Origin of the sequence: Aequorivita sp. CIP111184 (genome assembly GCF_900489465.1) — a bacterium.
GTDB lineage: Bacteria > Bacteroidota > Bacteroidia > Flavobacteriales > Flavobacteriaceae > Aequorivita.
In genome coordinates, this window is record NZ_UEFQ01000016.1 from 1 (window position 1) to 26,193 (window position 26,193).

Here is a 26,193-nt window from a genome sequence, read left to right on the forward strand (position 1 = left end):
GTGTGCATCGATTGCCCCATAAGGAGCAGTTGTTTGGGCAAAAGCGCACAGGAAAAGAAGTTCAGCGTTACCTATTACCGTGCAGAATATCAGCGCAACGTTGCTCGGGTTAACAGCCCACAGGGCAAGTATATGAAGGGCAAACGGCAGAGCACGGTGGAACCGGTATTCGGGACACTTACCCAGTTTATGGGGCTTGGCAAGGTAAACACCCTGGGGCTGGCACAGGCAAACAAATGTATGCATCTCTCGGCAATGGCCTACAACCTCAAAAAATACCTAAAGTTTATCCAAAAGCGCACAAAGAGCGGGGCGGAATACCTTATTTTGTTTTTTTCGTCCAAAACGTTGCTCCAGAATGTAGCATGGCTTTTTTTAAAAGCTCCAAATTTGACACATTTTCAAGCCTGATCAAAAAAACAAAGCTGCTTAAAGAGGCTTATATGGGTTGGGTTTTTATAAATTATGGGGTTGTGCAACGGTTACCATTGTTGGCTGCAGTTTTTGTTATTTTTTATTGTTTTCATCTTCATACATTTTGTCAATTTTTTCAATTAAATCATATGACAAATTATATGAAGGTTTGAAAATGCTCAGAAATTTTTTATGAGAAACCCCAAAATACATATTTTCATATGGGTCATAGAAATATTTATGAATTATTTCATTTCTTAGAGAGTTTAGTGAATTTAGCGTATCATATTCTTTTTTAGAAATTAAATGAATTACAAATAAAACATTACTTAAGTTTCTAAAGTCTAATCTTTCGTTAATATCCCAAATATTACTTAATTCAGATTTTTGGTTTATAGAACTAAAAGCTAATAGTAGATTTCGCAATTGAGATTCGATAAAACCGTGTAAAACTCCCACAGCTTCATAATAATATTCGTTTTTGAATGCGTCAAATGCATGGTCAGGAGGAAAGTCCTTAAACCGCTTTATATATTTTTCCCATTCATTTGATTTTTGTTTTTCCACTTTTTTTTTAATTGCAGCCAACATGTGTATAAACACCATATAGTGTTTATTCCCATTATATGTTTATGTTATTTACTTTCAAATATACCACAAACCATCTATTTCCCCACCACCGCCATCAGTGTTTCCACCTTGGCGTGCAGCAGTTTATTTTCTTCTTCCAAAGCTAAAATGCGCTCCTTCAAGGGCAGTGTGGGATCTGGGGCGTTGGTGGTAAAAGTGGGCGGTAGCTGGGCGGCGAGGTCTTGTAAAAAATTGTGCTTCATCGCTATGGAGAGCTCCCAAATAACGCTTAGCTGCAAGCTTTGGTGGCTAAGCCATCTGTGAAGGTTCTGTGGGCTTACATTTGCATTGCGGGCAAGGGCAGCTTTAGATATCCTGCGGGCTTTTATCCTGTCGCGCACTAATTGCCCTATGTGTGGGCAGGTAGTGGCTGGGTTTTCTTCGTTTTTCATTTTTCAAAAAATATTAAGTGCTGCTTACCATCAAAAATGAGTATTGAATTAACTGAAACAGTTATAATTATAAATACAATAGTTATTTATATACTCAATACTGTGATTTTAATCCACTGAAATGAAGATGATTATACTCATTAGTAATAGTATTCATCATTAAAATAGGTATGATTATAAATGAAATAGTTATTTCTACTATCAAAACAGTGATTGGTATAAACAAGACGGTGATTATTATACTCATTTTTGATGATAATCACCCATCCGTTGGGTTCGAAAAAAACGGCTAACGAGAGCCGTTTTCTTTTTTTAGGCGTACTGCCTAAACCCCAGCATCACTGGAGTCTTCCGGTCTGCCAACGCTTGGCCTGTTAAACCGTTCGCGCATCAGCTCATAACCTGGTCGGGCTGCTTCTGCGCCTGCCTTACTCATGGCCTCATACATTGTATAAATGGCCAGCGAATAGGTATAGGCTTCGTGCGCCGCAATACGGGAAAGATCGTCCAGCTTGCGCTGTAGCGCGGCGGTACGTTCGGTTACCATCTTTAACTGTTCAAACAACTGATAGTCATTTTGAAGTGTAGCAAGATCAAAACTTGCGGGTAAAACGCTGGCACCGCTGCCACCCATTACATCTAGCACTGTTTCTACAAACACACGGTTGTCCACATCCATACTGGTGTAACGGCGGCGCTGGTCATCATTCAGGACACCTGCCGGCAGGCTTGCCATAAAATCATTTACTGCCGCGAGAACAGTGTTTAGTACTTCTGGTTCCAAGACTTCATTGAGTCTATTTTCTGATAAATTGGCCATAATACATTTGTTTTAAAGGTTAATACCTTCAAATATAAGTGGTGTAATTCAGAGTTTTTTACGGTTTTCCGTAAAGGAGGAAATTTTTTTAGTAGTTGGAAAAGTGGGTTAGCCGGGAATGCTATAAAGTTTTATTGCTTGTTTTAAAGCTGTAGATTCCTGTAGTTCAAAAAAATAATCAAGCTGCCACTGCTGCGTTTTTTCAGCTTGTTTGCTGGTTGGGGTATCCCAAACAGGGTAAACGCGGAAACCTCTTTTGCCGTCCTTTTTTTGGGTGGAAACAATTCCTTTAGCTATTAAAATTGATTTTGGGAAAACAAATTGCCCCTGGCGGTTTTCCTTCTTTACGTTAATAGTGTAAAAATAAAAGTTGTCTGCTTCAGAAAATGGCTCTGTGATTCCTTGTGTGTTTCGTTTCCAAAAGGTGACGAACTGCCCCATTTTCTTTGGGGTTATTTTTGCAGTTCTGCTTATAGCAAGACGCCCATCAATGTTAAATTGACAGGCGTTGTATTCTTTGCTTTCGGGTTCGGTTATGAAGTTAGAAATGTTTAGGCCGCAGTTGCGGTACATTTCTGTATTGATTTCATTCATTACCTTAAAGTGACTGTTTTATATTTCACTATTACTATTAAATTGGCTTATTCACCTCAAACTTCAACCCACTTTCACTGTCGGTGAAAAAGATTTTATCGCCGCTTTTGGAAATTTTAAACGTCATTTTGGTACGGGTAGTGTTGATGGTTTGGGTGCTAGCGTTAAAGCTCCACGTTGCGTTTTTATTTGATGTGGTGTTGTAAACATAAGCGGTGCCATTTTCCTGTTTTTCTTTTACTTCAAAACTATTGTCAGCATACAAATTAATAACAGCATTGGTCATTGCCGCTGCCATTTTCGGGTTGCTGTTACTATTTTCAACATTTACAACAAGCCATGTGCCGGTAACATCTTTTTGTGTTAGCGATTGGCTTTGTGCTGTTGCTGCAATAATAACGAAGGCGAAGAGAGCGATTAAATTTTTCATCGGTATATTTATTAAGTAATTGATTTATTGTTTTTAAACTTTTGTGAAAGATAGCAAATTTTATGCTTTTTTGAATCACGATGAAGTTTAAGAACAAAAGTTATTGACGATAAGAGAATAGCTACTTAGGAAAAGCGAAGAGGGAATAAAAAGCGATGCGGTTTATTTTTTGTATTCGAAATAAAAAAATCTCCTTTTTACAGGAGGTTTTTTAGGTGACTATTTGAAAACATAAAAATTACAGTTTCATTATTTTTAGAGTTGCTTGTTTTCCTTCGAGGGTTTTTACGTTTGCTAGATATATTCCAGCTGCACCGTTTATTTCTACATTAATGGTTTGGAAGTTTTTGTAGTTTGAAGTAGAAACAGCTTGCCCTAGCATATTGAAAATGGTAACACTGGTTTCTGAAAAACTTTCACCTAAATCTATAGTGAACGCACCATTTGTAGGGTTGGGAAATGCACTGAGGCTAGATTCGAAAGTATTTTGTGAAACTCCAAGAATTGCTGGAGTGGTTTTAAACATCCAATAATCATCCAGACCTCTATTGTTTTCGGCTTTATCACCAGAGATATTTGAGTCTGATGAACAGAATATAATAAAATTGCCATCAGCCGTTGGTAGGAGGTATGGACCACTTTCATCTGCGGAACCTCCTATTGAATTTTGGGAAATTATACTTCCCGAAGTATTCAGTTTTACCAACCAATAATCATAACCGCCGTTGCTGTTTTCGGTCTTATCGCCAGAAATATTGCTATTGCTGTATCCCGAAATCATATAGGTATTATCTGCAAGTTGTTTCAAGTCTCGCAAATAATCTATACCACTACCGCCAATGGTGTTTTGCCAAACCAAGTTGCCGCTGCCGTCCAATTTCAATATCCAGTAATCATAATCGCCTTGGGAGTTTTCTGTCTTTTCACCAGAAATGTTGGACTTTGAATAACCGCCCACTAGGTAGCCTCCATCTGTTGTTTGAATCATATTTCTGAAGGAGTCATTGTCATTTCCTCCAATTGTGTTTTGCCATTGAATGGTGCCATCGGGATTCAGTTTAACTATCCAGTAATCGCTTCCTCCTTGATTTGCTTCGGTTTTATCACCAGAAATACCAGAAGTAGAAAAACCGCCAATTATAAATCCGCTGTCAGAAGTTTGGAAAGCCGCCTGAGGCCGATCAATTAAACTACCGCCAATTGCGTTTTGCCAAATGATGGCACCGTTGCTGTCCAATTTTAAAGCCCAATAATCGCGCTGGCCGTTGCTAGGTTCGGTTTTGTCGCCAGAAATGTCAGAATCAGAATAGCCGCCCACAAAGTAACCACCATCTGCAGTTTCAACCACATAAGTGTCAAATTCGGGTTGGGCGCCGCCGTAAGTTTTTTGCCAAACGATAGCTCCTGAACTATTTAATTTTATAATCCAGTAATCCAAACCACCGCGGGAATTCTCTGTTTTGTCTCCAGAAATATTCGAGTCCGAACCAGCGCCTAAAATATAACCGCCGTCTGAAGTTTGTTTTAATGAGATGAGAAAATCATCGCCACTTCCGCCAATTGTATTTTGCCACATAATGGTTCCAGAGCCGTCAGTCTTTACAATCCAGATGTCAGTTCCTCCGTTGCTGTTTTCGGTTTTTTCTCCTGAAATATTACTAGTGGAATAGCCTCCCATTATAAAACCTCCATCGGAAGTTGTTTCAAAAGCAGTTGAAAAATCAGTACCGCTACCACCGATGGTTTTTTGCCAAATAATGGCTGGATCTTGTGAAAAGGCATTAAAAATGCCCAATATTAATACGAATAGGGTAATTGGTGTTTTCATAATATGGTTGTTTAAGGATTATATAAGTACATCGTGATGGATTGTGGAATGTCATCACTTTTTTTTGTGAAAAGTGAAAAGCTAAAAAGGATTTGTTTTTTATAAAAAAAAATGCCTCCATATTTCAGGAGGCATTCCGGTTGTTGTTCAACCTCACAAGCTATTGAATGATCATTGTTTTATAATCCTTAAAGTGTTTGATCCTTCTTTAGCAGTACTCACTTTCACAAAATAAATTCCCGCGGAAGCATTTATTTCCTTTTCAATAATTTTTGCCGAAGCGTATTTTTCCGAAGAGATAATTTGTCCCAGCATATTATAAATCTGTAGCGTTACATCATTATATTCCCTGCCCAAATCAATCGTGAATTGACCGTTTGATGGGTTTGGATAAATTGAAAGATTGCTCAAGGTATTTTCTTCTGTTCCCAAAACGATGTTGCTTACTTTAAGGGTGACGTTATCAGGATTGCAGATTACATCAAACGTATATCTGGTGCCATCATTATTAGCAGAAACCGTTGCGGGTAGGTTGCAACTGGTTATACTGTTTGCGGTAACTACTACAAATTCATCGTCCAAATTAATTTCGTTGTATACAGCTACCACTATATTACCATCCATAATTGCGTTGCCCTGTACGGCCAGCAGATCATACTCAGATCCTTGGGTAGTGCCATAAATTTCTATTTGAAGTTCGGAAGTTGAAGATGATTTAAAATCACTTATTACCGTAAGAGTTCCGGGATAACCGCCTGGAGAGAAAATACCGTTGTTGGTAAAGTTGGCTGCGGCAGGTACATCTATTGTTGCGGTACCCATAACCTTTCCGCCAGTCATATTTGTAAAGTTCCTTCCATCCATAAACTCCAATTCTCCAGACATAACATCAATAATTCCCGAATTATTCGTATTCACGTTTATATAAGCAACACCCGTTCCGCTGGTTTTTTCGATAAGCCCCGCATTGTTTATGACTCCATTTTGGTCAGACCCAATAGAGGCTTCTATTTGAAAATCAATGACGCCAGAGACCTTGTTGTAAAGGACTGAATCATTAGAAACAAACAAAGTAAATCCAGTGGTAATATTGATAGTGCCCTGATTTGCCAATGATGTAGTTCCTTCCATATATCTATTGGCATTTGAGGAAAAATTAAAAATACCATTGTTTGTTAGCACGCCGTTCCCTACTAAATGTCCGTTATCCCAACTAAAACCATTGCCATTAAAATTCAATGTTGCCGCATCTGCTACGGTAATATAATTACCGTAACTTCCGCATTTCATTTCACCATCCAGTTGACCTGTTAGAGTGCCGCTCATATTAATATTGCCTGCAGAAACCCTCAATTCACTTCCAGAATTCACATTATATATTCCGCCATCCAATGTTTTTTCCTGATAGCTAAGATCCAACATTCCGGTTTCCACACTTATAGTTCCAGTATTTATCATTGCAGCAGATATGGATGATATAGTTCCCACGGTTTTTTTAATCAGCCCGGCATTGTTGAAAATATGAGTACCACTACCTCCATAGTCAATAATAGCATCCGATTGAAAATCTATAACTCCTGAAGGAGCGTTGTAAAAGATGGAATTATCTTGAGTGCGCACATCGCAACCAACTACAAAATTGATAATCCCCAGATTATTCAATGTAGTAGCTCCGTCAATATATCTATTGGCATTTGATGAAAAATTAAAAATACCATTGTTCGTTAGAACTCCGTCCCCTACCAAATGACCAGTATCCCATTTAAAACCACTTCCGCTAAAATCCACAGTCGCCGCATTAGTTACTGTAATATTACCACCATAACTTCCGCATTTCAATTCGCCATCTAGTTGTCCTGTAAGGGTGCCACTCATATTAATATTGCCTGCTGAAATACTCAATAAATTGCCAGAGGTCACATTATATATTCCTCCGTCCAATGTTTTCTGCTCTATGCCCAGGTTTAGCGTACCACTTTCTGCACTTATGGTACCTGTATTTATCATTTTTATGTCTATGGTTGAGTAAGTTCCGCCAGTTTTTTTAATTAGTCCTGCATTGTTTAACATACGGCTCGCTGAGCCGCCTGCAATTATATTGGCGTCCGATTGAAAATCGATAATACCAGAAACTGTATTATTAATAACAGCATCTTCCGTAAGCCACAAATAGAATCCATCTGGGAAATTTATAGTTCCGGCATTTGTAAATATAAAAGACTCTTGCATATATTTATTTGAATTGCCTTGAACAGTAAAGCTTCCATTATTGTTCAAGATTCCCATGCCCTGTAAGTAGCCACCCGACCAAGTAAACGAGGAATTTGCCGCAATGGATGAGGCATTTGTAAAATATACTGTATTTGTCATGTTAACCTGGGAATTGCCCTGAATGTCAAAGGATTTTACGTTCGCGCCATCCATATATAGATTACTTCCCGTTGGAATGATAACGTCATTACCTGATCCAGGAACTCCAGCAGGGTTCCAGTTAGCGGCAGTGCTAAAATAGCCACCCGACGGCCCAATCCAAGTTTTGGTCTGTGCTGAAATGGTTAAGCAAAAAATGCTTAAAATCGAAAAAAATAAAAATCGTTTCATAATAGTTAGTTTTAGGATTATTGATAATTTGTTTATACTGGCTTAACGGCGTAATTGAAAAAGGTCATCACTGTTTTTAGAGAAAAGATGAAAGAATAAAGAAAAAAGAGGAATGCTGAATGCTAGAACTTTGAAAATGAATATTATAAAATAAATGTAGAAAGCTAGTAGCTCCAGAATAGGCCGAAGAATTTTGAAAACTAAAATAGAATGTTGGCTTTTATATCTTTTTGATTTTCTTTCTTTTAAGAAGAAAAATTACGAGAACCGTTATCAGAAGAAGACCTCCAATCCACCACCAAAATGTATTCGAGCTGTGTTGTAATTGAATGGGAGCGGTATCGCCAATCAATACCAAACCTGCCCAATATTGTGGCGATGCAGCACGACCATCAGCAGTGGATAGATATTTTAATTTAGCTTTTTTAAGAGCTTCATCCTTTGGGAGCCCTTCGGAAAGAAAATCATAAAAATAGCCAACTATCTGTGAGCTTGAGATTTCATCGATTGCCCAGAGGCTTGTCAAGATGCTTTCGCTACCTGCATAATTGAAGGCGTGCGCAAGGGAAATCATTCCTTCGCCAGGTTGATAGGTAGGTTTTCCAGTTTCACAAGCCGTTAGAATGGCGAGGTTAGAGGAAAGGTCTGTATTGTAAATTTCATAACTATACAAGGAGTTTTCATCATAATCCTCTGGTCCATCCAGGGTCTTTGCGAAAATTAGCCGGGAAAATTCAGGACTTATATTGTTGCTTTCGCCATGGGTGCCAATGTGGATTATTTTGTGCTCCCCGGCCTTATTCTGAAAAACGGTTTTGGAAGCGTTTTCATTTAAAAAAGAAGTGCCATCAAAAATCTTGGAATATTTCTGGGCAAGTTTCACACTGCTGGGTTGCGATAAAAGGGTAAGGTAGGTGGCATCCTTGTTTAGGGAATCTGTGATACTGATTTTATATTCTGTCTTCATCTCTCTACTAAAACCCGGGGCGAAGGCTACAAAATTCTTTGAGAACATTTTGGGCTTTTCAGCTGCATTTAAAAGCAAAAGGCTAAAGTTGTACGAAATGGTATATCGCGCCAAAAGGCTGTTGGTGGCAAGCTCCTTATAATTTTTTATTTTAATAGGTGTTAGGGTCTCAAAGCTTAAATTGAAAAGCGCGCCATCTGGCACAATGATTATCTTTTTTGTATGGATTAAGTTTTCCAAAGGTTTCCAAAGATTTCCATATAACTCGTAAAGCAGATCCGATTCTTCTTCCAAAGAAGGCTGTGGTTTATTTAGGTATTCAATGTGGTTTTTGACTGGCTCGAAATCCAATTTTATGAGGTTGCGATTTTCCTTGTCCAAAACCATGACGTACAAAATTTCGTCAATGAAGAAATAGCGGATAACCGTAGTATTTTCGGGAATGTATTTTTGAAGATTTTGGAGTGAAACGTCTAAAGTGGCAAACTTCATTTTATAATATTTTGGATATGCGGTTTTTAAAGAATCCAAAAAGGAGTTATAAATATCGTTCGCCCCAAGATAGCTTTGAAATGAGGGAGTGGAATCTTCAATGCTGGCTGCAATGCTCACAGCATCTTTTTTTAGTTTGCTTTCTCTTTTTACAATTCTTTCGGGTACATCTGCAAAGTTGATTTCGTCCTGTACCATCAATTTTGATCGAATGCTGTAATAGACACTATTTTCCTGGGTTTCTATAAGTTTGGTAAGATATTTTTTGTTTTTAGTTTGAATGTACAAGTCTGAATAAAGCTGCTTTGTGAAACCATACAGACCTAAAAAATTAGAATACAATACATTAACATTATCATCTTTTGAAATTAAGGCTTTTTGGTCTTCAAGAATTTTAAAAGCATGCTCCATATTCTTCAATAACTCTTTTAAAAATACGGAGTCCTTAACGGTTTGTTGTTTATAGCTAGCTTTTGAATGTTCCAGAATTAAAAGCGGTTTTAGGTAAGTGAGCTTTACAGCATTAAGGCTCGTGGTCTTGTTTTGGGCCAGTTTGTCAATAAAAGAAATTCCCTTTTTACTCCACTCCAAGGATTTTGGATAATCGCTTACGGTGTAATAAACTTTAGCTAAATTCAGCATATGCGAAATTAGGTCGTTATTGTTCTCACCTCCGTTCTTTTTTAAGTAATTATACGCATTTAAAGCAGTGCTAATTGCAGCTTCCGGCTTATTGTTTTTTGCTAGAAACATTGCTTTATCGATGGCAAAATCCAAATAGGTATCATCTAAGTTTTCGCCCAAGGCACTTTTGTATAATTTATCGGCTTCATTATAGGTTTTTTCTGCTAGCGCTATTTCCCCTTTTTTTTCATAGCAAGTTGCAAGGCTTCCTGTGGCGATTGCCTGCCAGAAGATATCTTGGCCAGCATCTGTCTCGTATATTTTTAACACCTTTTGGAAGGACGCAATGGCCTTATCAAATTCCTTTAAAGACATTTGGGTCTGTCCCAACAAAACAATGGAGTGCGATTTTTCAGGATCACTATCTTGATACAATTGATCTCTTTTATGATAGATATAATTTACAAGTTCATAAGCGCGATTTACGTTGCCGATGTTATTGTAAAGTGTTGATAGGTTTGAAATACCTATCCATAGAAGGCGTTTGCTATCCTCAACCGTAGCATCATCCTTAGACTCCTTGATTACAAAAGAACAGTCCTTTATTATTTTTTCGAGCGTTTGTTTCGCTTCGGAAATATTTCCCCGGGCTTCCATTATCTGTGAAATGTTCAACTGAATACCCGCTGCTGAATATATTTTGTACACGGAATCCTTATCTGCTTTTTGAAGACTGCTAATTGATTTTTCAAAATAGTATTGTGCACTGTCCAATTTTTGGGAGCGCCACATCAAAACACCAAAAAAATTATTTACATCCGATAATCTGTTATAGTCTTTTTCGTTTGATTTCAGGAAGTGATTTTGTGATTTTTTGCACTGACGGGTGGCGTCTACATATTTTCCCGAGAAATAATAACTACGCGTTAAGACGTAATATGCCTCACCAATTTCATTTTGTGTTGCATCGTTTACGGAAAGAATAGTTTGCAATGATTCTTGAGATGCCTCAAATGCTTTTTGAGTCTCACCTAAATCTTGATATAGGTAGGATAGATCATGCAAAGCTTTATATTGGGCACGTTTGCTGGCGCCAAGTTTTTTTAAATTTTCTATAAATAGTACTGATTCTTTAAGCGCATTGTCTTTATCACTTTTTAAAAGTGAAATCTGACCTATATACTCTATATATTGGGCGAGGGAATCTATTTCCGCTGCATTTTTAAAAGTTTCTATTTGGGATTGAAGTGCGGAATCGGCCTGCTTAACCTGATTTTTTAAAAGATAAGAGTCTATTATTGCTGTTCCTGTAATTGATTTTTCTTGAGCAATTAAATTTGTTGGGGAGAGCAAAACGAAAAAAGCCAGGAAAAAGCAAATTTTGAATTGTTGCCCCATATTGGATTTTTTCTTAAATATAGAAATAAAATTTTATTCATTAACATTTCATTAAGAATAATAGCATTTTCTTTCCGCTAAAAGATTTATAGTTTAAGAATATCTATAGTAGAATTTTTTTTAAGAATGAAAAACGGTTAGCGACACTATGCAAACTGGAATCGCGTAAACTAATTTTCTAAAGCGGCATTTATTCTTCTTGAAGTAATTTTAGGAGCTTGGTATTTCGATCTGAAGGGTATTTATTCAACAATATTTTGGCTTCCTCGAATTCCCCTTTCTTTATTTTTGCCAATCCGGTATAATAAGCAGCATCTTCTTTAAAGATACCTTGTTGGAAACGTGTTTCATTTTGAAGAAATTTTAATGATTTGTCCGCATTGCCCAATGCCAAATTTGCTACTCCCAAAAAGTAATTTACAGTGTCGTTTTCTGGGTTATCCTTTATTAAAACTTCCCATTTCGCAATGGCTTCATTGTAATTTTCTTGTTTATAATCCAGCATTCCTTCATAAAATTCTAAGTTGTTTGTAGCACCCATTTTTAGGGGCAAACCAATATCTGGCTTAAAGTTTTCAGCAAAGATTTTTTCTGAGGTGGAGTTGCTTTGCATCATCCAAAAAATACCTATTAATGCAACCATTACGGCGGCAATAGAATACCACAAAATCTTGGAATTTGAGTTGTGGGCAGGGAGCGTTCTTACATCCGTACCTCTTTCTGCAACTCGCACTTGACTGTGAAATTCTTTAATTTTTGATTGCCGAATGCTGTCCTCAATTTCTTCCTTTACTTTTTTAATGTGTTCTATTTTTTTCTTTACGTCTGGGATTTGAGTAAGTTTTTCATTCCACATTGTTGCATTATCTGAAGCCTCGTTTTGGTTCAGATAAGTTTCAATTATATCCCATTCTAATGGGTTTATGTCAATTTGGTATTTCATTCTTTAAGTTTACTTTTTTACTAACTACTTTTTTCTAAAGCCAACTCCTTTAATTTTTGAATGCATCTATATTTTTTGTTCTTTGCTGAAGCTTCTTCAATATTCAGTTTTTGGGCGATCTCTCTTACGGACATTTTATGAAAATAAAATTCTGTCAACAGTTCTTTGCACGCTGGGCCCAAGTTTTCAAAAGCGGTTAATGTTATGTTTAATTGTTGTTCCTTTTCGTTACTTTCATGGTTTAAGGCTGTTTCATCTGCTTCCAACTGATACAATCTTTCATCTATTGTTGTTGTTTTTCTTTTTCCAACAGCCCTTGTTTGATCTATCCATTTATTTTTTGCAGTTGTAAACAGATACGCTTCAATTTCAGTTCTGTTATTTGGACAAAAATTACCCGAGCTCAGTTTTTTCCAGCAGGCAAAATAGGCTTCTTGAAAAACATCATTAGCATTGTCTATAGTCCCCCCGTTTTTAAGGATATAATATTTGGTTTTCGGATATTCGGCAATATAAAATTCTTTTACAGGCACTTCTTTATTGTTTAAAAAAGCATCTAGCAATTCAAAAGTTTGTAATGTGGTATTTCCCATAAAAATAAAGGAAATATACAAATTTTAACTTTAAACAAATTTTCATTTTTGGGAAAAAAAGTAAAAATTATAATGAGTTTCCACACTCTTTTAACGGCTGTTTTGAAAAAGGTCATCAACGTTCTAGAAAAAAGATGAATGAAAAAAGAAAAAAGACGGATGACTGATTTTAACTTCACTTTGCTCACAATAAAAAATGCCCCATATTTCAGGGGCATTCTGGTTGGTGTCCAACCTCACAAGCTATTGAAAGATCATTGTTTTATAATCCTTAACGTGTTTGATCCTTCTTTAGCAGTACTAACTTTCACAAAATAGATTCCCGCGGAAGCATTTATTTCCTTTTCAATAATTTTTGCCGAAGCGTATTTTTCCGAAGATATTTGCTGCCCCAACATATTATAAACCTGTACGTTTACATCAGTGTATTCCCTGCCCAAATCTATAGTAAATTGACCGTTTGATGGATTTGGATAGAGAACAAGATTGCTCAATGAATTTTCATCAGTACCCAGCAGAATATTGTTCACTTTAAGGGTGACGTTATCAGGATTGCAGATTACATCAAAAGTATATCTGGTGCCATCATTATTAGCAGAAACCGTTGCGGGTAGGTTGCAACTGGTTATACTGTTTGCGGTAACTACTACAAATTCATCGTCCAAATTAATTTCGTTGTATACAGCTACCACTATATTACCATCCATAATTGCGTTGCCTTGCACGGCAAAAACATCGTATTCCGTTCCAGCGGTTGGTCCATATATTTCACTCAACATAATTGTATTTGAAGAAGAGGTGTAATTGCCAATATAGGTTAACGTTCCGGGGAAACCACCTGGAGAAATAGTGCCATTAAAACTTGTATTACCTACAAGTTGAATATTTCCATTTCCGGTAATTGTACCATCGCCAATAAACGTACCTGTAAGATTTAACAATCCGGTCTCGGCGATAATTTTTCCTGGACTGTTGTTGGTCATATTGCTAGCAATGCTGTAGTTGCCAGTATTTGTTACTTTTTTAATAATACCTGTGTTTACAATATTTCCATTTCCGCTAGCAGCTTGTATGGAACCATCTGAGGTTATATTTAAAATTCCGGAATCTGTATTTAAAAAGGTAGGTGTGCCATAAGCAATAAAGAGTACTCCTGAAGTATTGATGTTAAAATCGCCTTCATTTCTAAAAATTGACTGTCCTCCAATTGCCACGGCACTTGCACTCTCCATATTTATTACTCCTGTATTAGTAAGTGTGCCATCACCATTAAACCCTCCAGAAAGCCATTTTACTCCAGCTGGGCCATGAAAGGCCAATGTTGCATTTGTGCCTTGGGCAACGGTTAGGGTCCCAGTCCATTCTAAGGATCCGTCAATTTGCCCTGTTAAAGTACCTAAACATGTAAAGGTAGCGTTCCAATCTAGCGTGCTTCCCAAGGTTACATTATAGGTTCCATCTGTAAATTCAGTAAGTGTGTTTTGAATTTGTAGTGTTCCGCTTTCTACTGATATGGTTCCGTCATGGTTTTCCAATGGGATGTTTATGCCATAAATACCTGTGCCCTGTTTTCTCTTAATAATCCCTGTGTTAATAATTGTGCCCTGTCCACTTGCCGCTTGAATTGAACCACTACTTGCATTTAAGTTTATAATTCCCGAGGAAGTATTATTTATAGTCGGGCTTCCATAGCCCACAAACTGAATTCCGGTTGAATTAATATTAATAATGCCTTCATTCATAAGTGTTGAAAGACCGCCAATGGCTTTAGATGTGTTGGTTTCATAATTCAATACTCCCATATTTTTAAGCGTCCCGTCACCAGAGAATCCACCAGAGGTCCAATTTATTCCTTGTGGTGTATCAAAATCTAAAATAGCTTGGGTACTTGGGGCTACACTAAGGGTTCCTGTCCAATTTAAATTTCCGTCTAGTTGTCCTGAAAGCGTTCCTGTGCAGGTAAAAGTTGAGTTCCATTCCATTAATTTACCAGAACTTACATTATAGGTTCCTCCATTAAATTGTGTAAGTGTATTTTGAATTTGCAGTGTTCCACTTTCTACAGAAATAGTTCCGTTATTATTAATAAGCGGAATGTTTATGCCGTAAATACCTGCGCCTTGGGCCCGTCTAATAAGACCGGTATTTATTATAGTGCCTTGTCCGCTTGCAGCCTGTATAGAACCACTAGGGGCATTAAGATTTATAACTCCCGATGCAGTATTGTTAAAAGTTGGACTGCCATACCCAATTAAGTGAATACCTTCAAAGTTTATATTGTAAGTTCCATTATTTATAAGAGTTACCTAATTTGCAATTACAGTTCCCCCATCATTTAAATTCATCGTGCCATTGTTCGTTAATGTTCCAGAACCGGAAAAAGTTCCAAATGTCCAATTAATTGTAGCATTTGTAGCTATACTGGAGGCATTGGTAAAAGTGAGATGGTTGGTCATTGTTGCCACTGAATTACCCTGTAATGCTATAGATTTAATGGATGGAGCACCATTAATAATCAAATTACTTTCTGAGGGAATAATAACATCATTAGTTGTTCCTGGAATTCCAGCTGGATTCCAATTGGCAGCCACATTAAAACTACCACCCACTGGCCCAACCCAAGTTTTGGTCTGTGCTGAAATTGTTAAGCAAAAAATGCTCAGTACGGAGAAAAATAATAATCGTTTCATAATATTTGGTTTTAGGATTACAACTCTACATCGAATCGTTTTCAGAATGTCATCACTTAAACCGAAAAGAATTTTACTTTTGTAATACTATTATTAAGATATGCCTGAACATCGTTTTATTGTCTGTAACTATTCCCACAATTTATCTGCTGGAACTATTTCTTGGCAATCTCCCAGCAATATCGCTTTAGTAAAATACTGGGGGAAATACGGTGAGCAACTGCCAATGAATGCATCAGTAAGTTTTACCTTGAGCAACTGTCATACAAATACCAAGTTGTCTTTTGAAAAATCTTCTTCTCAGCAATTTAATTTTGAAGTATATCTCGACGGAAAAAGAGAAGAAAGCTTTGAACCGAAAATTCAGAAATTCTTTGAAAGAGTGGAAATGTATTTGCCTTTTCTTAAAGACTTCAGATTTAAGATTGAAACATCCAATAGTTTTCCGCACAGCAGTGGTATAGCTTCCTCAGCCAGTGGCATGAGTGCTTTGGCGCTTTGTTTAATGGATATGGAGCGGCAAATGCAACCTAATATTACCCAAGAATATTTTAATGAAAAAGCATCTTTTCTTGCTCGTTTGGGTTCTGGTAGTGCCTGTAGAAGTATAGAAGGTCCGTTAATTGTTTGGGGCGAACACCCAGAAATTGAAGGTAGCACCAATTGCTTTGGAACAAAATATCCATTTGAGGTTCACAAGAATTTTGAAAACTATCAAGATATCATTTTGCTTGTTGATAAAGGAGAAAAACAAGTGAGCAGTACGGTAGGTCACGATTTAATGATAGATCATGCTTTTGCTGAACAGCGCTTTCGGCAGGCAAAGGATAATCTTTCAAAGTTGATACCTGTTTTTAAAAATGGGGATCTCTCCGAGTTTATAAAAATAGTGGAAAGCGAAGCATTATCACTGCACGCCATGATGATGACCTCGATGCCCTATTTCATACTGATGAAACCAAACACCTTGGAAATAATTAACCACATTTGGAGATTCAGAGAAGAAACAGGGAGTAACATCTGTTTTACGCTAGATGCGGGTGCCAATGTTCACGTGCTTTACCCAACAAGTGAAAAGGAAATAGTATTGCAATTTATAAAAAACAAGCTTTCACAGTTTTGTAAAAACGGGGAGTTTATTATTGATGAGGTAGGTTTAGGTGCAAAAAAGCTTTAAACGCTTACTTGCTCTTTATTTTTAAGAATTGTTATTATGAGTAAAACAGTAACAATTCCTGCCAGCAAATACCACCACCAAGCCACACCAGTATTTAAATCTATGGGAGTAATATCGCCAATTAAGACCAATCCAGCCCAATATTGTGGAGCAGCTGTTCTTCCTTCTGCATTGGCAATGTAGCTTATTTTCGCTTTACGCAAGGCTTCGTCTTTAGGCATGCCTTCGGAAAGGTTGTCATAAAAAAGCTTAACAATTTTTGCGCTAGATTCTTCGTCAATTTCCCAAAGACTGGTCAAAATGCTTTCGCTACCTGCATAATTAAAAGCGTGTGCCAAAGAAATCATTCCTTCCCCAGCTTGGTAGGTGGGCTTTCCAGTTTCGCAAGCGGTGAGAATGGCGAGATTGGAAGATAGGTCTATATTATAGATTTCATAGGAATACAATGAGTTTTCATCATAATTCTCTTTATTGTCAGTTTTTTTTGCAAAAATAAGTCGGCTCAATTCAGGACTTATATTGTTGCTTTCAGCATGTGTCCCTATGTGAATTATTTTATGCTCCTTTGCCTTATTTATGAATAGATTCTTGTTGGCGTTTTCATTTATAAAATAATCGCCATCAAAAGTTTTGGCGTATTGCTTCACCAAATCTTCGCTAAATGGCTGTGGCAAGAGTGTTAAATATGTTTTGTCCAATTTCACGGAATCTTTGATAGTTAACTTGTATTCTTCCTTCATTTCCTTGTTGAAACCAGGTGCAAAAGCAATAAATTCAGAAGAATAATCTGCAACTTTGCCTTTGTCTTTATAAAGCAAAAGGCTGAAATTATAGGAAATGTCATAATTTGCCAACAAACTATTGGTCGCCATTTCCTGAAAAGAGCGCATCGGTTTTGGGGTAAGCGTTTCAAAACTGAGGTTGAAAAGTTCGCGATCAGGAACGATCACAACTTTTTGGGTGTGAATATATTTTTCCAACGGAAACCATAAGGCGCTGTAAAGTTCATAGAGCAACGGACGCATTTTTTCGACTGAAAACTCATCGTTTTCCAGTTTTGGGATATGGTTTTTTACAGACGTATAGTTCAGCTTTATCAATTTTTTTAAGGATGCTGAAACTACAAAAGCGTGAAGCTCCTCTTCAATAAAAATGTAGCGTACAATCGTGGTGTTTTCAGGTATTTTTTTCTGAAGATCGTTTAGAGGTTCTTCTAAAGTAGCATATCGCATTTTGTAATATGTAGGGAAATTTTGTTTCAAGGAATCCAAAAAATCGTCCCAGTTTTGGGAAGCTTTAAAATAGGGCTGTATGCTACTGTTTTCTGAATCGTTTAATGAAGAAACCATCTTGGCTTTCAGCTGGTTTTCTCTTGCAACAACTTCTTTTGGAATATGTTTAAAATTCACATTATCGCGAAGGTTTAGCCGCGAGCGAATACGGCTATAGATGCTAGATTCGTGTAGGGCGATCAGTTTATCAAGATATATTTCGTTCTTGGTCATTGTATAAAGCTCCAGTCTAATTTTTTCTGCAAAATTTAAAAGCTCCTCATTTTCGGAAATAAGTAAGGTAACGTCTTCGTGATTGTTTACTACCTTTTTCCGTTGATCCAAAATGGAAATGCCTTCTTCCACTTGCTGCAACAGTTGCTTCAATAGAAAAGGACTTCTGTTTTCCGTAGAATAGTATTTTGATTGGGCATTGATGAGCAACGCCTGTGGTTTTCTGTATTGGCTTAAAATGGAATCTGTGGCGCTAATTTTTTCACCCTTTAAAACGTTGAACTTTAAAGCTTCACTACTATATTTTTCTGCTTCACTGTAATTTTTTAGCAAATAATGAACCTGCGCTAAATTGATGGTGTGATAAAATTCCTGAAGGGTGTTCTTGAAATCGCCGGTATGCGTAAACGCATATGTTTCTTTTGCTAATGCAATTGCTTTTTCCTTTTTTTCGTTTTTTGCTGAAAAGAGCGAATATTCTAAAATGTTGTCCAGAAAATCTTTGGTGTAGGTTCTTCCCATGGATTTTCGATATACAGTTTCAGCTTTTTCATAGAATTTGGCTGCATTTTCAACATCGTCCATAAATTCATAGATGGTGGCGCGAGTTGATAGGGCTGCGGCCTCCCAATATAAATCTGCTCCCGGACTTGTATCTAAAAGTTTTAAGGCTTGATCTGCATTTTTTGAAGCTCCTTCAAAATCACGGCTTGCCGTTTTGGCTTCAGCAAGAATGATGTTTGAAATGATGATGTTAATGTCGTTCATTTCAAAGAGTTTCTTTTTCTGCTCAAAGGAATATTCAATGAGTTCCTGAGATCTGGAATACTCGCCCAATGTGTTATAAAAGGTAGCCATATTATCTATAATTACACATTGGTGGTTTTTCGCTTTTAAAGTCCTTGCTTCATCCGTAGAGCGGTTTATATATTGTTGAAACCCAGAAAGTGCTTCTTCCGAAATAGCAATGGCTTCCTGATTTTTGCCGAGAGCGTTCCATAAAACTGCAAGGTTCATTTTAACTAATGAAGGACGGTAAAAACGGTTCATAATATCGGTTTCATCTGTTTTCTCCAAGACCTTTACTGCTTCCTGAAAGTAGAATTTTGCGCTGTCAAGTTTAGCTTCCTGCCACATCATACCGCCAAGGGCATTATACACTTGGTTGTAGAAAACATAATCCTCTTTTCCAGTTTTTATTAATAAGCGCAATGACTTCTGGTAATGTTTATTTGCTAGAAGAAAATCGCCCATTTTTGAGGCGTAATAACCACGACGATATTCCAAGCCTGCAGTATCGGTATTGTTTTTTTCTTTGTTGCGAAATGCAAAAGGAATGGCAGTTTCCAGTATGGCGTAGGCTTTTTGTTGTTGTCCAGCATCATCATAGATCCAGCCAAGTTCAGTAATAGCTTCTACAACAAAATGAGGGGAGGCTTTACTCGTTATCTCTTGGGTAAGTATTTCTGCTTTTTTTAGAGCCAGCTTTTTGTCGCCGTTGTTTAATTTAGAACTTCCTTCAAACTGGATGTAATTGTAAAGACTGTCGTATATTTTTTCGGCACGATAGAAAGTGAGATTTTTTGACACTTCAGTACGCGCTTTTGCAAGGGAATCTTGCTCAATCAAAGTTTGGATTTCTATAACGGAAGTAATTTTATGCTGGGCATAACCAGCAAAAATTGAAAATATAAAAAAGAACGGGAAGACAAAAAAGAATCTCCGGATTTTAGATACCATAATAGTAACAACTATAAATTAAATTATTTCCCGGGGATAGTGTTAAGAAAGATACAAATTATTTTTGTTCAACCTGTTTCCGTTTCGAAAAGTTGGTTAAGATGTCATCAATAAAGATTATAAAGCTTAAATACAGTTTATTAAAAGCTTTGAGAATAGATTTATTCACAAATCTTTCTGAAAATATCATTGTTAAAATGGTTATCTTTGTGGCAGATTTCAGTTTTAAGAATTTAAATCTGTATTTTTATAGTTACAATAACACAACCTATGCGTGGCCCCCTCTTTTACTCAAAAATTTTACTTTTCGGCGAATATGGAATTATAAAAGATTCCAAAGGACTTTCCATTCCGTATAATTTTTATAATGGTGCGTTGAAAATTGATGTTCACCATACAATTTCCACTCACAAATCAAATGCAAGTCTTAAAAGATTTGCAGAATATTTAGAGACTATTCAAACCGAAAACCCAAAATTGGTTTCTTTTGATATGGATGCCCTTAAAAAAGATGTGGAAAACGGACTTTATTTTGATAGCAGTATTCCACAGGGTTACGGTGTAGGAAGCAGCGGTGCTTTGGTGGCTGCTATTTATGATAAATATGCAAAAGATAAAATTACCGTTCTTGAAAATCTTACCCGTGAAAAATTACTTTCATTAAAGGCTATTTTTGCTGAAATGGAATCTTTTTTCCACGGAAAATCTTCAGGTTTAGATCCTTTGAATAGTTATTTAAGTCTTCCAATTTTAATCAATTCCAAAGACAATATTGAGCCTGCTGGAATCCCTTCCCAAACCGAAAATGGAAAAGGCGCTGTCTTTTTGTTGGACAGTGGTAGCACGGGTGAAACCGCACCAATGGTTCAGATATTTATGGAAAGCATGAAGCAAGAGGGTTTCAGAAATATGCTGAAAGACCAATTCGTAAAACATACCGATGCCTGTGTTGATGATTTTTTAAAGGGAGATGTAAAATCACTTTTTGGAAATATCAAACAACTCTCTAAAGTAGTGCTGGATAATTTTAAACCTATGATTCCCGCACAGTTCCACAAACTTTGGAAGAACGGAATTGATAGTAATGCCTATTATCTAAAACTCTGTGGTTCCGGTGGTGGTGGCTATATGCTTGGCTTCACCGAAGACATTGACAAGGCTCGCACAGCTTTGAAAGACTATAAACTTGAAGTAGTTTACAGTTTTTAGGAATGAATTTTTCTGAAATTTCTTTCAGATTTTTCCAACTTTAAAATTTATGTTGACGCGAAAACAAAAACTCTTCCTTCTAAAGTTTTTTAGCTTGTTTTCTGTGGTTCGCGGCTATAACATACTCATTATTGTAATTGCACAATATCTTACCAGCATTTATATTTTAGCGCCAAACTTGCCGGTACGGCAGGTTTTGTTTGATGTGAATTTGCTTATGTTGGTGCTCGCATCATCTTCAGCAATTGCCAGTGGTTACATTATAAATAGTTTTTACGATAGTGAAAAGGATTTAATAAATAGACCTCGGAAAACAATGCTCGACAAACTTGTGAGTCAGCGCACCAAACTTTCCGCTTATTTTGTACTCAACTTTTTGTCTGTCATTTTTGCGAGCTATGTTTCATTTAGAGCGGTGCTATTTTTCTCTATTTATATTTTTTTCCTTTGGTTCTATTCTCACAAGCTCAAGAAATATCCTTTTATAGGAAACATCACCGCAGCAGTTCTTGCAGTAATACCATTCTTTGCGATTTTTGTGCATTACGGCAACTTTGATGTTGTGATTTTCGTGCACGCTACTTTTCTGTTTTTGCTAATCTCCATGCGCGAGTTGGTGAAAGATCTCGAAAATATAAAGGGCGATTTAACCCATGGTTATAAAACCATTCCCGTGGTTTATGGCGAAAAAACTTCAAAAAGAATGCTTACAGTTTTAAGTATTTTAACGCTTGTCCCAATCTTTCTGCTAATTACAAAATTTAAGGAAGAGATAGGGTATATGGATTACTATTTTTATGCAAGTATCGTTGGCTTAGCTGTGTTTCTTGCGGTTTTATGGTATTCAAAAAATAAAATACATTACATTATTCTACACAATATTCTAAAATTTGCCATAGTTCTCGGCGTGTTCAGTATTGTGCTAATTCATGTAAATTTATTGCTTCACCGCTTTTTTTAAAGTGATTATTCTTTTAAGTTTTTCAACTTCACAAAAAGATCCCAAATTACAACCCCAACGCTTACCGAAATATTTAACGAATGCTTGGTTCCAAACTGTGGAATTTCAATCACAGCATCACTCGCAGTAACAACTTTTTGCTGCACGCCTTTCACTTCGTTTCCAAAAATTACTGCATAGGTCAATTCTTTTTGAACTGAAAAATCATCGAGATTTATAGCAAGTTCGGCTTGCTCAATGGAAGCTACAAAAACACCTTCTTTTTGTAGTTTCGAAACTACGTCCATAACATTTTCGGCATATTCCCATTCCACACTATCTGTCGCGCCCAAAGCGGTTTTTTGAATGTCCTTGTGCGGCGGCTGCGCGGTAATGCCACAGAGGTAAATTTTCTTCACCAAAAAAGCATCAGCCGTCCGAAACACGGAGCCAATATTGTTCAAACTTCTAATGTTGTCAAGAATAATTATCAAAGGCGTTTTTTCAGCAGCTTTGTACTCTTCGGCATTGATGCGATCCAGTTCGCTGTTTTTTAGCTTGCGGTTTTTCATAGACGGCAAAGTTAATAGTTAGCGGGCTAAAATTGAAGCCAATTGTTGATAAAACAGCATAATTCATAACCACTTCATTTTAAATAAAAGAGCATTTTCGTTACATTTATCGATTAAAGATTTTTGAATTATGGCGACGAAGGAAACCCCATTGATGAAACAGTACAATACTATCAAAGCAAAGTATCCCGATGCTTTGCTGTTGTTTCGTGTGGGTGATTTTTACGAGACTTTTGGGGGAGATGCAGTGCGAGCCGCAGGAATTTTAAATATAACGCTTACAGCAAGGAATAACGGCGGTGATAATGTGGAGCTCGCTGGTTTTCCACATCATTCCTTAAATACGTATTTGCCAAAACTGGTAATGGCTGGCTGCCGTGTTGCAATCTGCGACCAATTGGAAGATCCAAAAATGACCAAAACCATAGTAAAGCGCGGCGTTACTGAATTGGTTACACCAGGTGTGGCATTTAATGACGATATTCTACAATCAAAGTCTAACAATTTCTTGGCAGCCGTTCACTTCGGTTCAAAGAATTTGGGCGTTTCTTTTTTAGATGTTTCCACAGGTGAGTTTTTGGTTTCCGAAGGTTCTGCGGAATACATTGATAAACTGCTTCAGAATTTCAGTCCTTCGGAAGTACTTTTTTCAAAGCAGAAACGAAAGCTTTTCTCCGAAACGTTTGGCAGTCAATATCACGTATTTCATTTGGAAGATTGGATTTTTCAAACCGATTATTCTTTTGAAACACTCACGAAGCATTTCAACACAAAAAATCTGAAAGGTTTTGGCGTGGATCATTTGGAAGACGGAATTATCGCTGCCGGTGCGGCACTTCATTATTTAAGTGAAACTAGACATACAAAACTCCAGCATATTTCCCGTTTGTCGCGAATTGCGGAAGACGAATACGTTTGGATGGACCGTTTTACCATTCGTAATTTGGAGCTGTACCATTCCAATCAGCAGAATGCGGTTACGCTTATGGATGTGATTGATAAAACCATTTCGCCTATGGGCGGAAGGCTTTTAAAACGCTGGATGGCGCTCCCGCTTAAAAATGCTGAAAAGATAAATAGACGTCACGAAGTAGTCAGTTTTTTGCTCGACAATATAGTTACTTTGGAAAAAATACAGCAATACACCAAACGCATCGGTGATTTGGAGCGATTGATTTCAAAAGTTGCAACCGGAAAAGTGAATCCACGCGAGGTTATTCAGCTTAAAAATTCATTGGAAGCCGTAGTTCCTATAAAAGCACTGGCATTGAATTCTAAGAATGAATCACTGAAAATTATTGGCGAACAATTACACGATTGTGAATTGCTTCGGAGCAAAATAAAGGAAACACTTTTTGAGGAAGCTCCAGTAAACATCTTGAAAGGAAGCACAATAGCTGAAGGTTTTTCGGAAACCCTTGATGAGCTCCGTAATATTTCAGCAAACGGTAAAGAATATTTGGATGAAATGCTGGAACGCGAAACCAAACGCACGGGCATTTCTTCACTTAAGATTGCTTCCAACAACGTTTTCGGATATTACATTGAAGTACGAAACACCCACAAAGACAAGGTTCCGCCAGAATGGATTCGCAAACAAACCCTTGTAAGCGCTGAACGATATATAACTGAAGAACTAAAAGAATACGAAACAAAAATTCTTGGTGCCGAAGAAAAGATACTCGCTTTAGAGCAGGAGATCTTTGCAAAACTAGTGGATTGGATGCTTCAATTTATTGGTTCGGTTCAGCAAAACGCAGCTTTGATTGCACAAATGGACTGTTTGTGTTCTTTTGCAACGCAGGCCAAAGAAGCAAATTACACACGTCCGCTTTTAGATGAAACTTTCGATTTGGATATAAAGGAAGGTCGCCATCCGGTTATTGAAAAACAACTTCCTCCAGATGCACCTTATATTGCAAACGATGTTTTTCTAGATCGAGAAAACCAGCAAATTATTATGATTACTGGGCCAAACATGAGTGGTAAATCGGCTATTCTTCGTCAGACTGCTTTGATTGTTTTGTTAGCACAGATGGGTAGTTTTGTTCCCGCTTCTGCTGTGCGAATGGGTTGTGTGGATAAAATTTTCACTAGGGTAGGTGCCAGCGATAATATTTCGATGGGTGAATCTACTTTTATGGTTGAAATGAACGAAACGGCGAACATTCTGAACAACCTTTCAGAGCGGAGTTTGATTCTTTTGGATGAAATAGGTCGTGGAACCAGCACCTATGACGGAATTTCAATTGCTTGGGCAATTAGCGAATATTTGCATGAACATCCTTCGCGTGGTAAAACACTTTTTGCGACTCATTATCACGAATTGAATGAGATGACCGAAACTTTTCCGCGAGTAAAAAACTATAATGTTTCCGTGAAGGAATTGAAGGATAATGTTCTTTTCCTTCGGAAATTGGTTCCCGGTGGAAGTCACCACAGTTTTGGAATTCACGTTGCAAAAATGGCCGGAATGCCACAAGCTGTTCTTCAAAGAGCAAATAAAATTCTGAAAAGGCTTGAAAAAAGTCACGCTTCCGAAGAATTGACCGAAGAAATGAAGGCAGTTTCAAAAGAGGAGATGCAATTGAGCTTTTTTAAACTAGACGATCCGCTGCTGGAAGAACTGCGCGAAGAGATATTAGATATTGATATTGATACACTTACGCCTGTTGAGGCTTTAATGAAGCTGAATGAGATTCGGCGTATGTTACAGCGAAACGCATCGGTTAAATTGAAAAAGTAAAATTCGATAATAATTTATCGAAAAACACTTTGCGTTTGAAGTAAAATTTTTAAATTTGCTCCCGCTTTGATAAGCAAGCAACGTTCATATAATATTCTGCGAAAATAGCTCAGTTGGTAGAGCGCCACCTTGCCAAGGTGGAGGTCGCGGGTTCGAATCCCGTTTTTCGCTCAGATTGCGAGAACCTCTTTAGGTCGCGGGTTCCCCCGAAGCGTCGGGGCCGTTTTTCGCTCAGATTGCGAGAACCTTTTAGGTCGCGGGTTCCCCCGAAACGTCGGGGACGTTTTTCGCTCAATCCTGATGCCGATAAAGTTCGGCATTTTTTGTAAAGTCCCGGTTGCAACTGGCAACCGAATTAAGCTGATGTGGTGGAATTGGTAGACACGCCGGACTTAAAATCCTGTGACCATTAGGTCGTGCGGGTTCAAGTCCCGCCATCAGTACGTAAATGCCTCGTAATTATATAATTACGAGGCATTTTTTTTACTTCAACTATTTCCTGAAATGTATATTAGTATAAAGTCTAGATATAAAAAAAGCCCTTTCATATTTGAAAGAGCTTTTTGTTTTTTAGCAAAAGAATTGCTTATTGACCGTCAGTAGCGTCTTTTACAGCGTCTTTAGTGTCGTCAGCAGCGTTCTCAACAGCATCGCCTGCATCTTCCATAGCATCTTCAGTAGCGTCAGCAGCGTTGTCAATTGCATCGCCAGCTTCGTCCATTGCGTTTTCGGTTTGCATTTCAGCAGACTCTTCCATTTTTTCTTCTTTAGTATCTCTGCAAGAGTAAACTGAAGCAACTAAAGCAAGAGCGGCAAGTGATAAAAATACTTTTTTCATTGTTGAATATATTAGTGATTAATAGTGCGCAAAAGTAATTAAATTTTTGA

General features: G+C 37.4%; 20 protein-coding genes and 2 tRNA genes. 7 read left to right on the forward strand and 15 right to left on the reverse strand.

Going from position 1 to position 26,193, the window contains the following annotated elements; all coding sequences use genetic code 11:
* On the forward strand, positions 1–411 hold a 411-nt coding region (locus AEQU1_RS05860), incomplete at its 5' end, for a transposase (protein WP_220092311.1).
* 96 nt (positions 412–507) lie between these two features.
* On the opposite strand, the gene AEQU1_RS05865 is transcribed toward AEQU1_RS05860, so the two are convergent.
* From AEQU1_RS05865 to AEQU1_RS05920, 12 genes are all read right to left on the reverse strand, one after another.
* Entirely contained in the window at positions 508–981 is a 474-nt protein-coding gene (locus AEQU1_RS05865; protein WP_146743719.1) for a hypothetical protein, read from the reverse strand.
* 98 nt (positions 982–1,079) lie between these two features.
* Positions 1,080–1,436, reverse strand: a complete 357-nt coding sequence (locus AEQU1_RS05870) for a hypothetical protein (RefSeq protein WP_111879579.1) — start codon at positions 1,434–1,436, stop codon at positions 1,080–1,082.
* 325 nt (positions 1,437–1,761) lie between these two features.
* On the reverse strand, positions 1,762–2,109 hold the full coding sequence (locus tag AEQU1_RS05875; RefSeq protein ID WP_146743720.1) for a hypothetical protein: 348 nt from the start codon (positions 2,107–2,109) through the stop codon (positions 1,762–1,764).
* 255 nt (positions 2,110–2,364) lie between these two features.
* Positions 2,365–2,850 (reverse strand): MepB family protein, encoded by a 486-nt coding sequence (locus AEQU1_RS05880; protein ID WP_111879582.1) that lies wholly within the window; start codon positions 2,848–2,850, stop codon positions 2,365–2,367.
* 37 nt (positions 2,851–2,887) lie between these two features.
* Positions 2,888–3,280, reverse strand: a complete 393-nt coding sequence (locus tag AEQU1_RS05885; RefSeq protein ID WP_111879583.1) for a hypothetical protein — start codon at positions 3,278–3,280, stop codon at positions 2,888–2,890.
* A 238-nt stretch (positions 3,281–3,518) separates the two neighbouring features.
* Positions 3,519–5,108, reverse strand: a complete 1,590-nt coding sequence (locus AEQU1_RS05890; RefSeq protein WP_111879585.1) for a T9SS type A sorting domain-containing protein — start codon at positions 5,106–5,108, stop codon at positions 3,519–3,521.
* Positions 5,109–5,279: 171 nt separating this feature from the next.
* Positions 5,280–7,709 carry a T9SS type A sorting domain-containing protein gene (locus AEQU1_RS05895; RefSeq protein ID WP_111879586.1) on the reverse strand — a complete coding sequence of 810 codons (2,430 nt, stop codon included), beginning with the start codon at positions 7,707–7,709 and terminating at the stop codon, positions 5,280–5,282.
* A gap of 220 nt (positions 7,710–7,929) precedes the next feature.
* Positions 7,930–11,190 (reverse strand): CHAT domain-containing protein, encoded by a 3,261-nt coding sequence (locus AEQU1_RS05900; RefSeq protein WP_111879588.1) that lies wholly within the window; start codon positions 11,188–11,190, stop codon positions 7,930–7,932.
* Positions 11,191–11,380: 190 nt separating this feature from the next.
* The gene (locus tag AEQU1_RS05905; protein ID WP_111879589.1) at positions 11,381–12,133 is read right to left on the reverse strand and encodes a tol-pal system YbgF family protein; all 753 of its coding nucleotides are present in this window, start codon (positions 12,131–12,133) and stop codon (positions 11,381–11,383) included.
* A gap of 20 nt (positions 12,134–12,153) precedes the next feature.
* Positions 12,154–12,747 carry an RNA polymerase sigma factor gene (locus tag AEQU1_RS05910; protein WP_146743721.1) on the reverse strand — a complete coding sequence of 198 codons (594 nt, stop codon included), beginning with the start codon at positions 12,745–12,747 and terminating at the stop codon, positions 12,154–12,156.
* 233 nt (positions 12,748–12,980) lie between these two features.
* Positions 12,981–14,708, reverse strand: a complete 1,728-nt coding sequence (locus AEQU1_RS05915) for a T9SS type A sorting domain-containing protein (RefSeq protein ID WP_258455160.1) — start codon at positions 14,706–14,708, stop codon at positions 12,981–12,983.
* 324 nt (positions 14,709–15,032) lie between these two features.
* The gene (locus AEQU1_RS05920; RefSeq protein ID WP_111879593.1) at positions 15,033–15,416 is read right to left on the reverse strand and encodes a hypothetical protein; all 384 of its coding nucleotides are present in this window, start codon (positions 15,414–15,416) and stop codon (positions 15,033–15,035) included.
* Between the two features lie 100 nt (positions 15,417–15,516).
* Here AEQU1_RS05920 and AEQU1_RS05925 point away from each other — a divergent pair, with 100 nt between their 5' ends.
* The gene (locus tag AEQU1_RS05925) at positions 15,517–16,593 is read left to right on the forward strand and encodes a diphosphomevalonate/mevalonate 3,5-bisphosphate decarboxylase family protein (protein WP_111879594.1); all 1,077 of its coding nucleotides are present in this window, start codon (positions 15,517–15,519) and stop codon (positions 16,591–16,593) included.
* Here AEQU1_RS05925 and AEQU1_RS05930 read toward each other — a convergent pair.
* Positions 16,590–19,727: a CHAT domain-containing protein gene (locus AEQU1_RS05930; protein WP_258455161.1), complete on the reverse strand. Its 3,138-nt coding sequence runs from the start codon at positions 19,725–19,727 to the stop codon at positions 16,590–16,592. The genes AEQU1_RS05925 and AEQU1_RS05930 overlap by 4 nt on opposite strands.
* 381 nt (positions 19,728–20,108) lie before the next feature.
* Here AEQU1_RS05930 and AEQU1_RS05935 point away from each other — a divergent pair, with 381 nt between their 5' ends.
* Positions 20,109–21,047, forward strand: coding sequence for a mevalonate kinase (locus AEQU1_RS05935; protein ID WP_111879598.1), 939 nt, complete (start codon positions 20,109–20,111; stop codon positions 21,045–21,047).
* A gap of 49 nt (positions 21,048–21,096) precedes the next feature.
* On the forward strand, positions 21,097–22,008 hold the full coding sequence (locus AEQU1_RS05940; RefSeq protein ID WP_111879599.1) for a geranylgeranylglycerol-phosphate geranylgeranyltransferase: 912 nt from the start codon (positions 21,097–21,099) through the stop codon (positions 22,006–22,008).
* A gap of 5 nt (positions 22,009–22,013) precedes the next feature.
* Here AEQU1_RS05940 and AEQU1_RS05945 read toward each other — a convergent pair whose 3' ends face one another.
* Positions 22,014–22,559: a TrmH family RNA methyltransferase gene (locus AEQU1_RS05945; RefSeq protein ID WP_111879601.1), complete on the reverse strand. Its 546-nt coding sequence runs from the start codon at positions 22,557–22,559 to the stop codon at positions 22,014–22,016.
* Positions 22,560–22,689: 130 nt separating this feature from the next.
* On the opposite strand from AEQU1_RS05945, the gene mutS reads away from it, so the two are divergent.
* From mutS to AEQU1_RS05960, 3 genes are all read left to right on the forward strand, one after another.
* The gene (mutS, locus tag AEQU1_RS05950; RefSeq protein ID WP_111879602.1) at positions 22,690–25,305 is read left to right on the forward strand and encodes a DNA mismatch repair protein MutS; all 2,616 of its coding nucleotides are present in this window, start codon (positions 22,690–22,692) and stop codon (positions 25,303–25,305) included.
* Between the two features lie 98 nt (positions 25,306–25,403).
* Positions 25,404–25,476 (forward strand) — tRNA-Gly (locus tag AEQU1_RS05955).
* 188 nt (positions 25,477–25,664) lie between these two features.
* A tRNA-Leu gene (locus AEQU1_RS05960) sits at positions 25,665–25,748 on the forward strand.
* 143 nt (positions 25,749–25,891) lie between these two features.
* Here AEQU1_RS05960 and AEQU1_RS05965 read toward each other — a convergent pair.
* Positions 25,892–26,143, reverse strand: coding sequence for a hypothetical protein (locus AEQU1_RS05965; RefSeq protein ID WP_111879604.1), 252 nt, complete (start codon positions 26,141–26,143; stop codon positions 25,892–25,894).
* Positions 26,144–26,193: the final 50 nt, after the last annotated feature.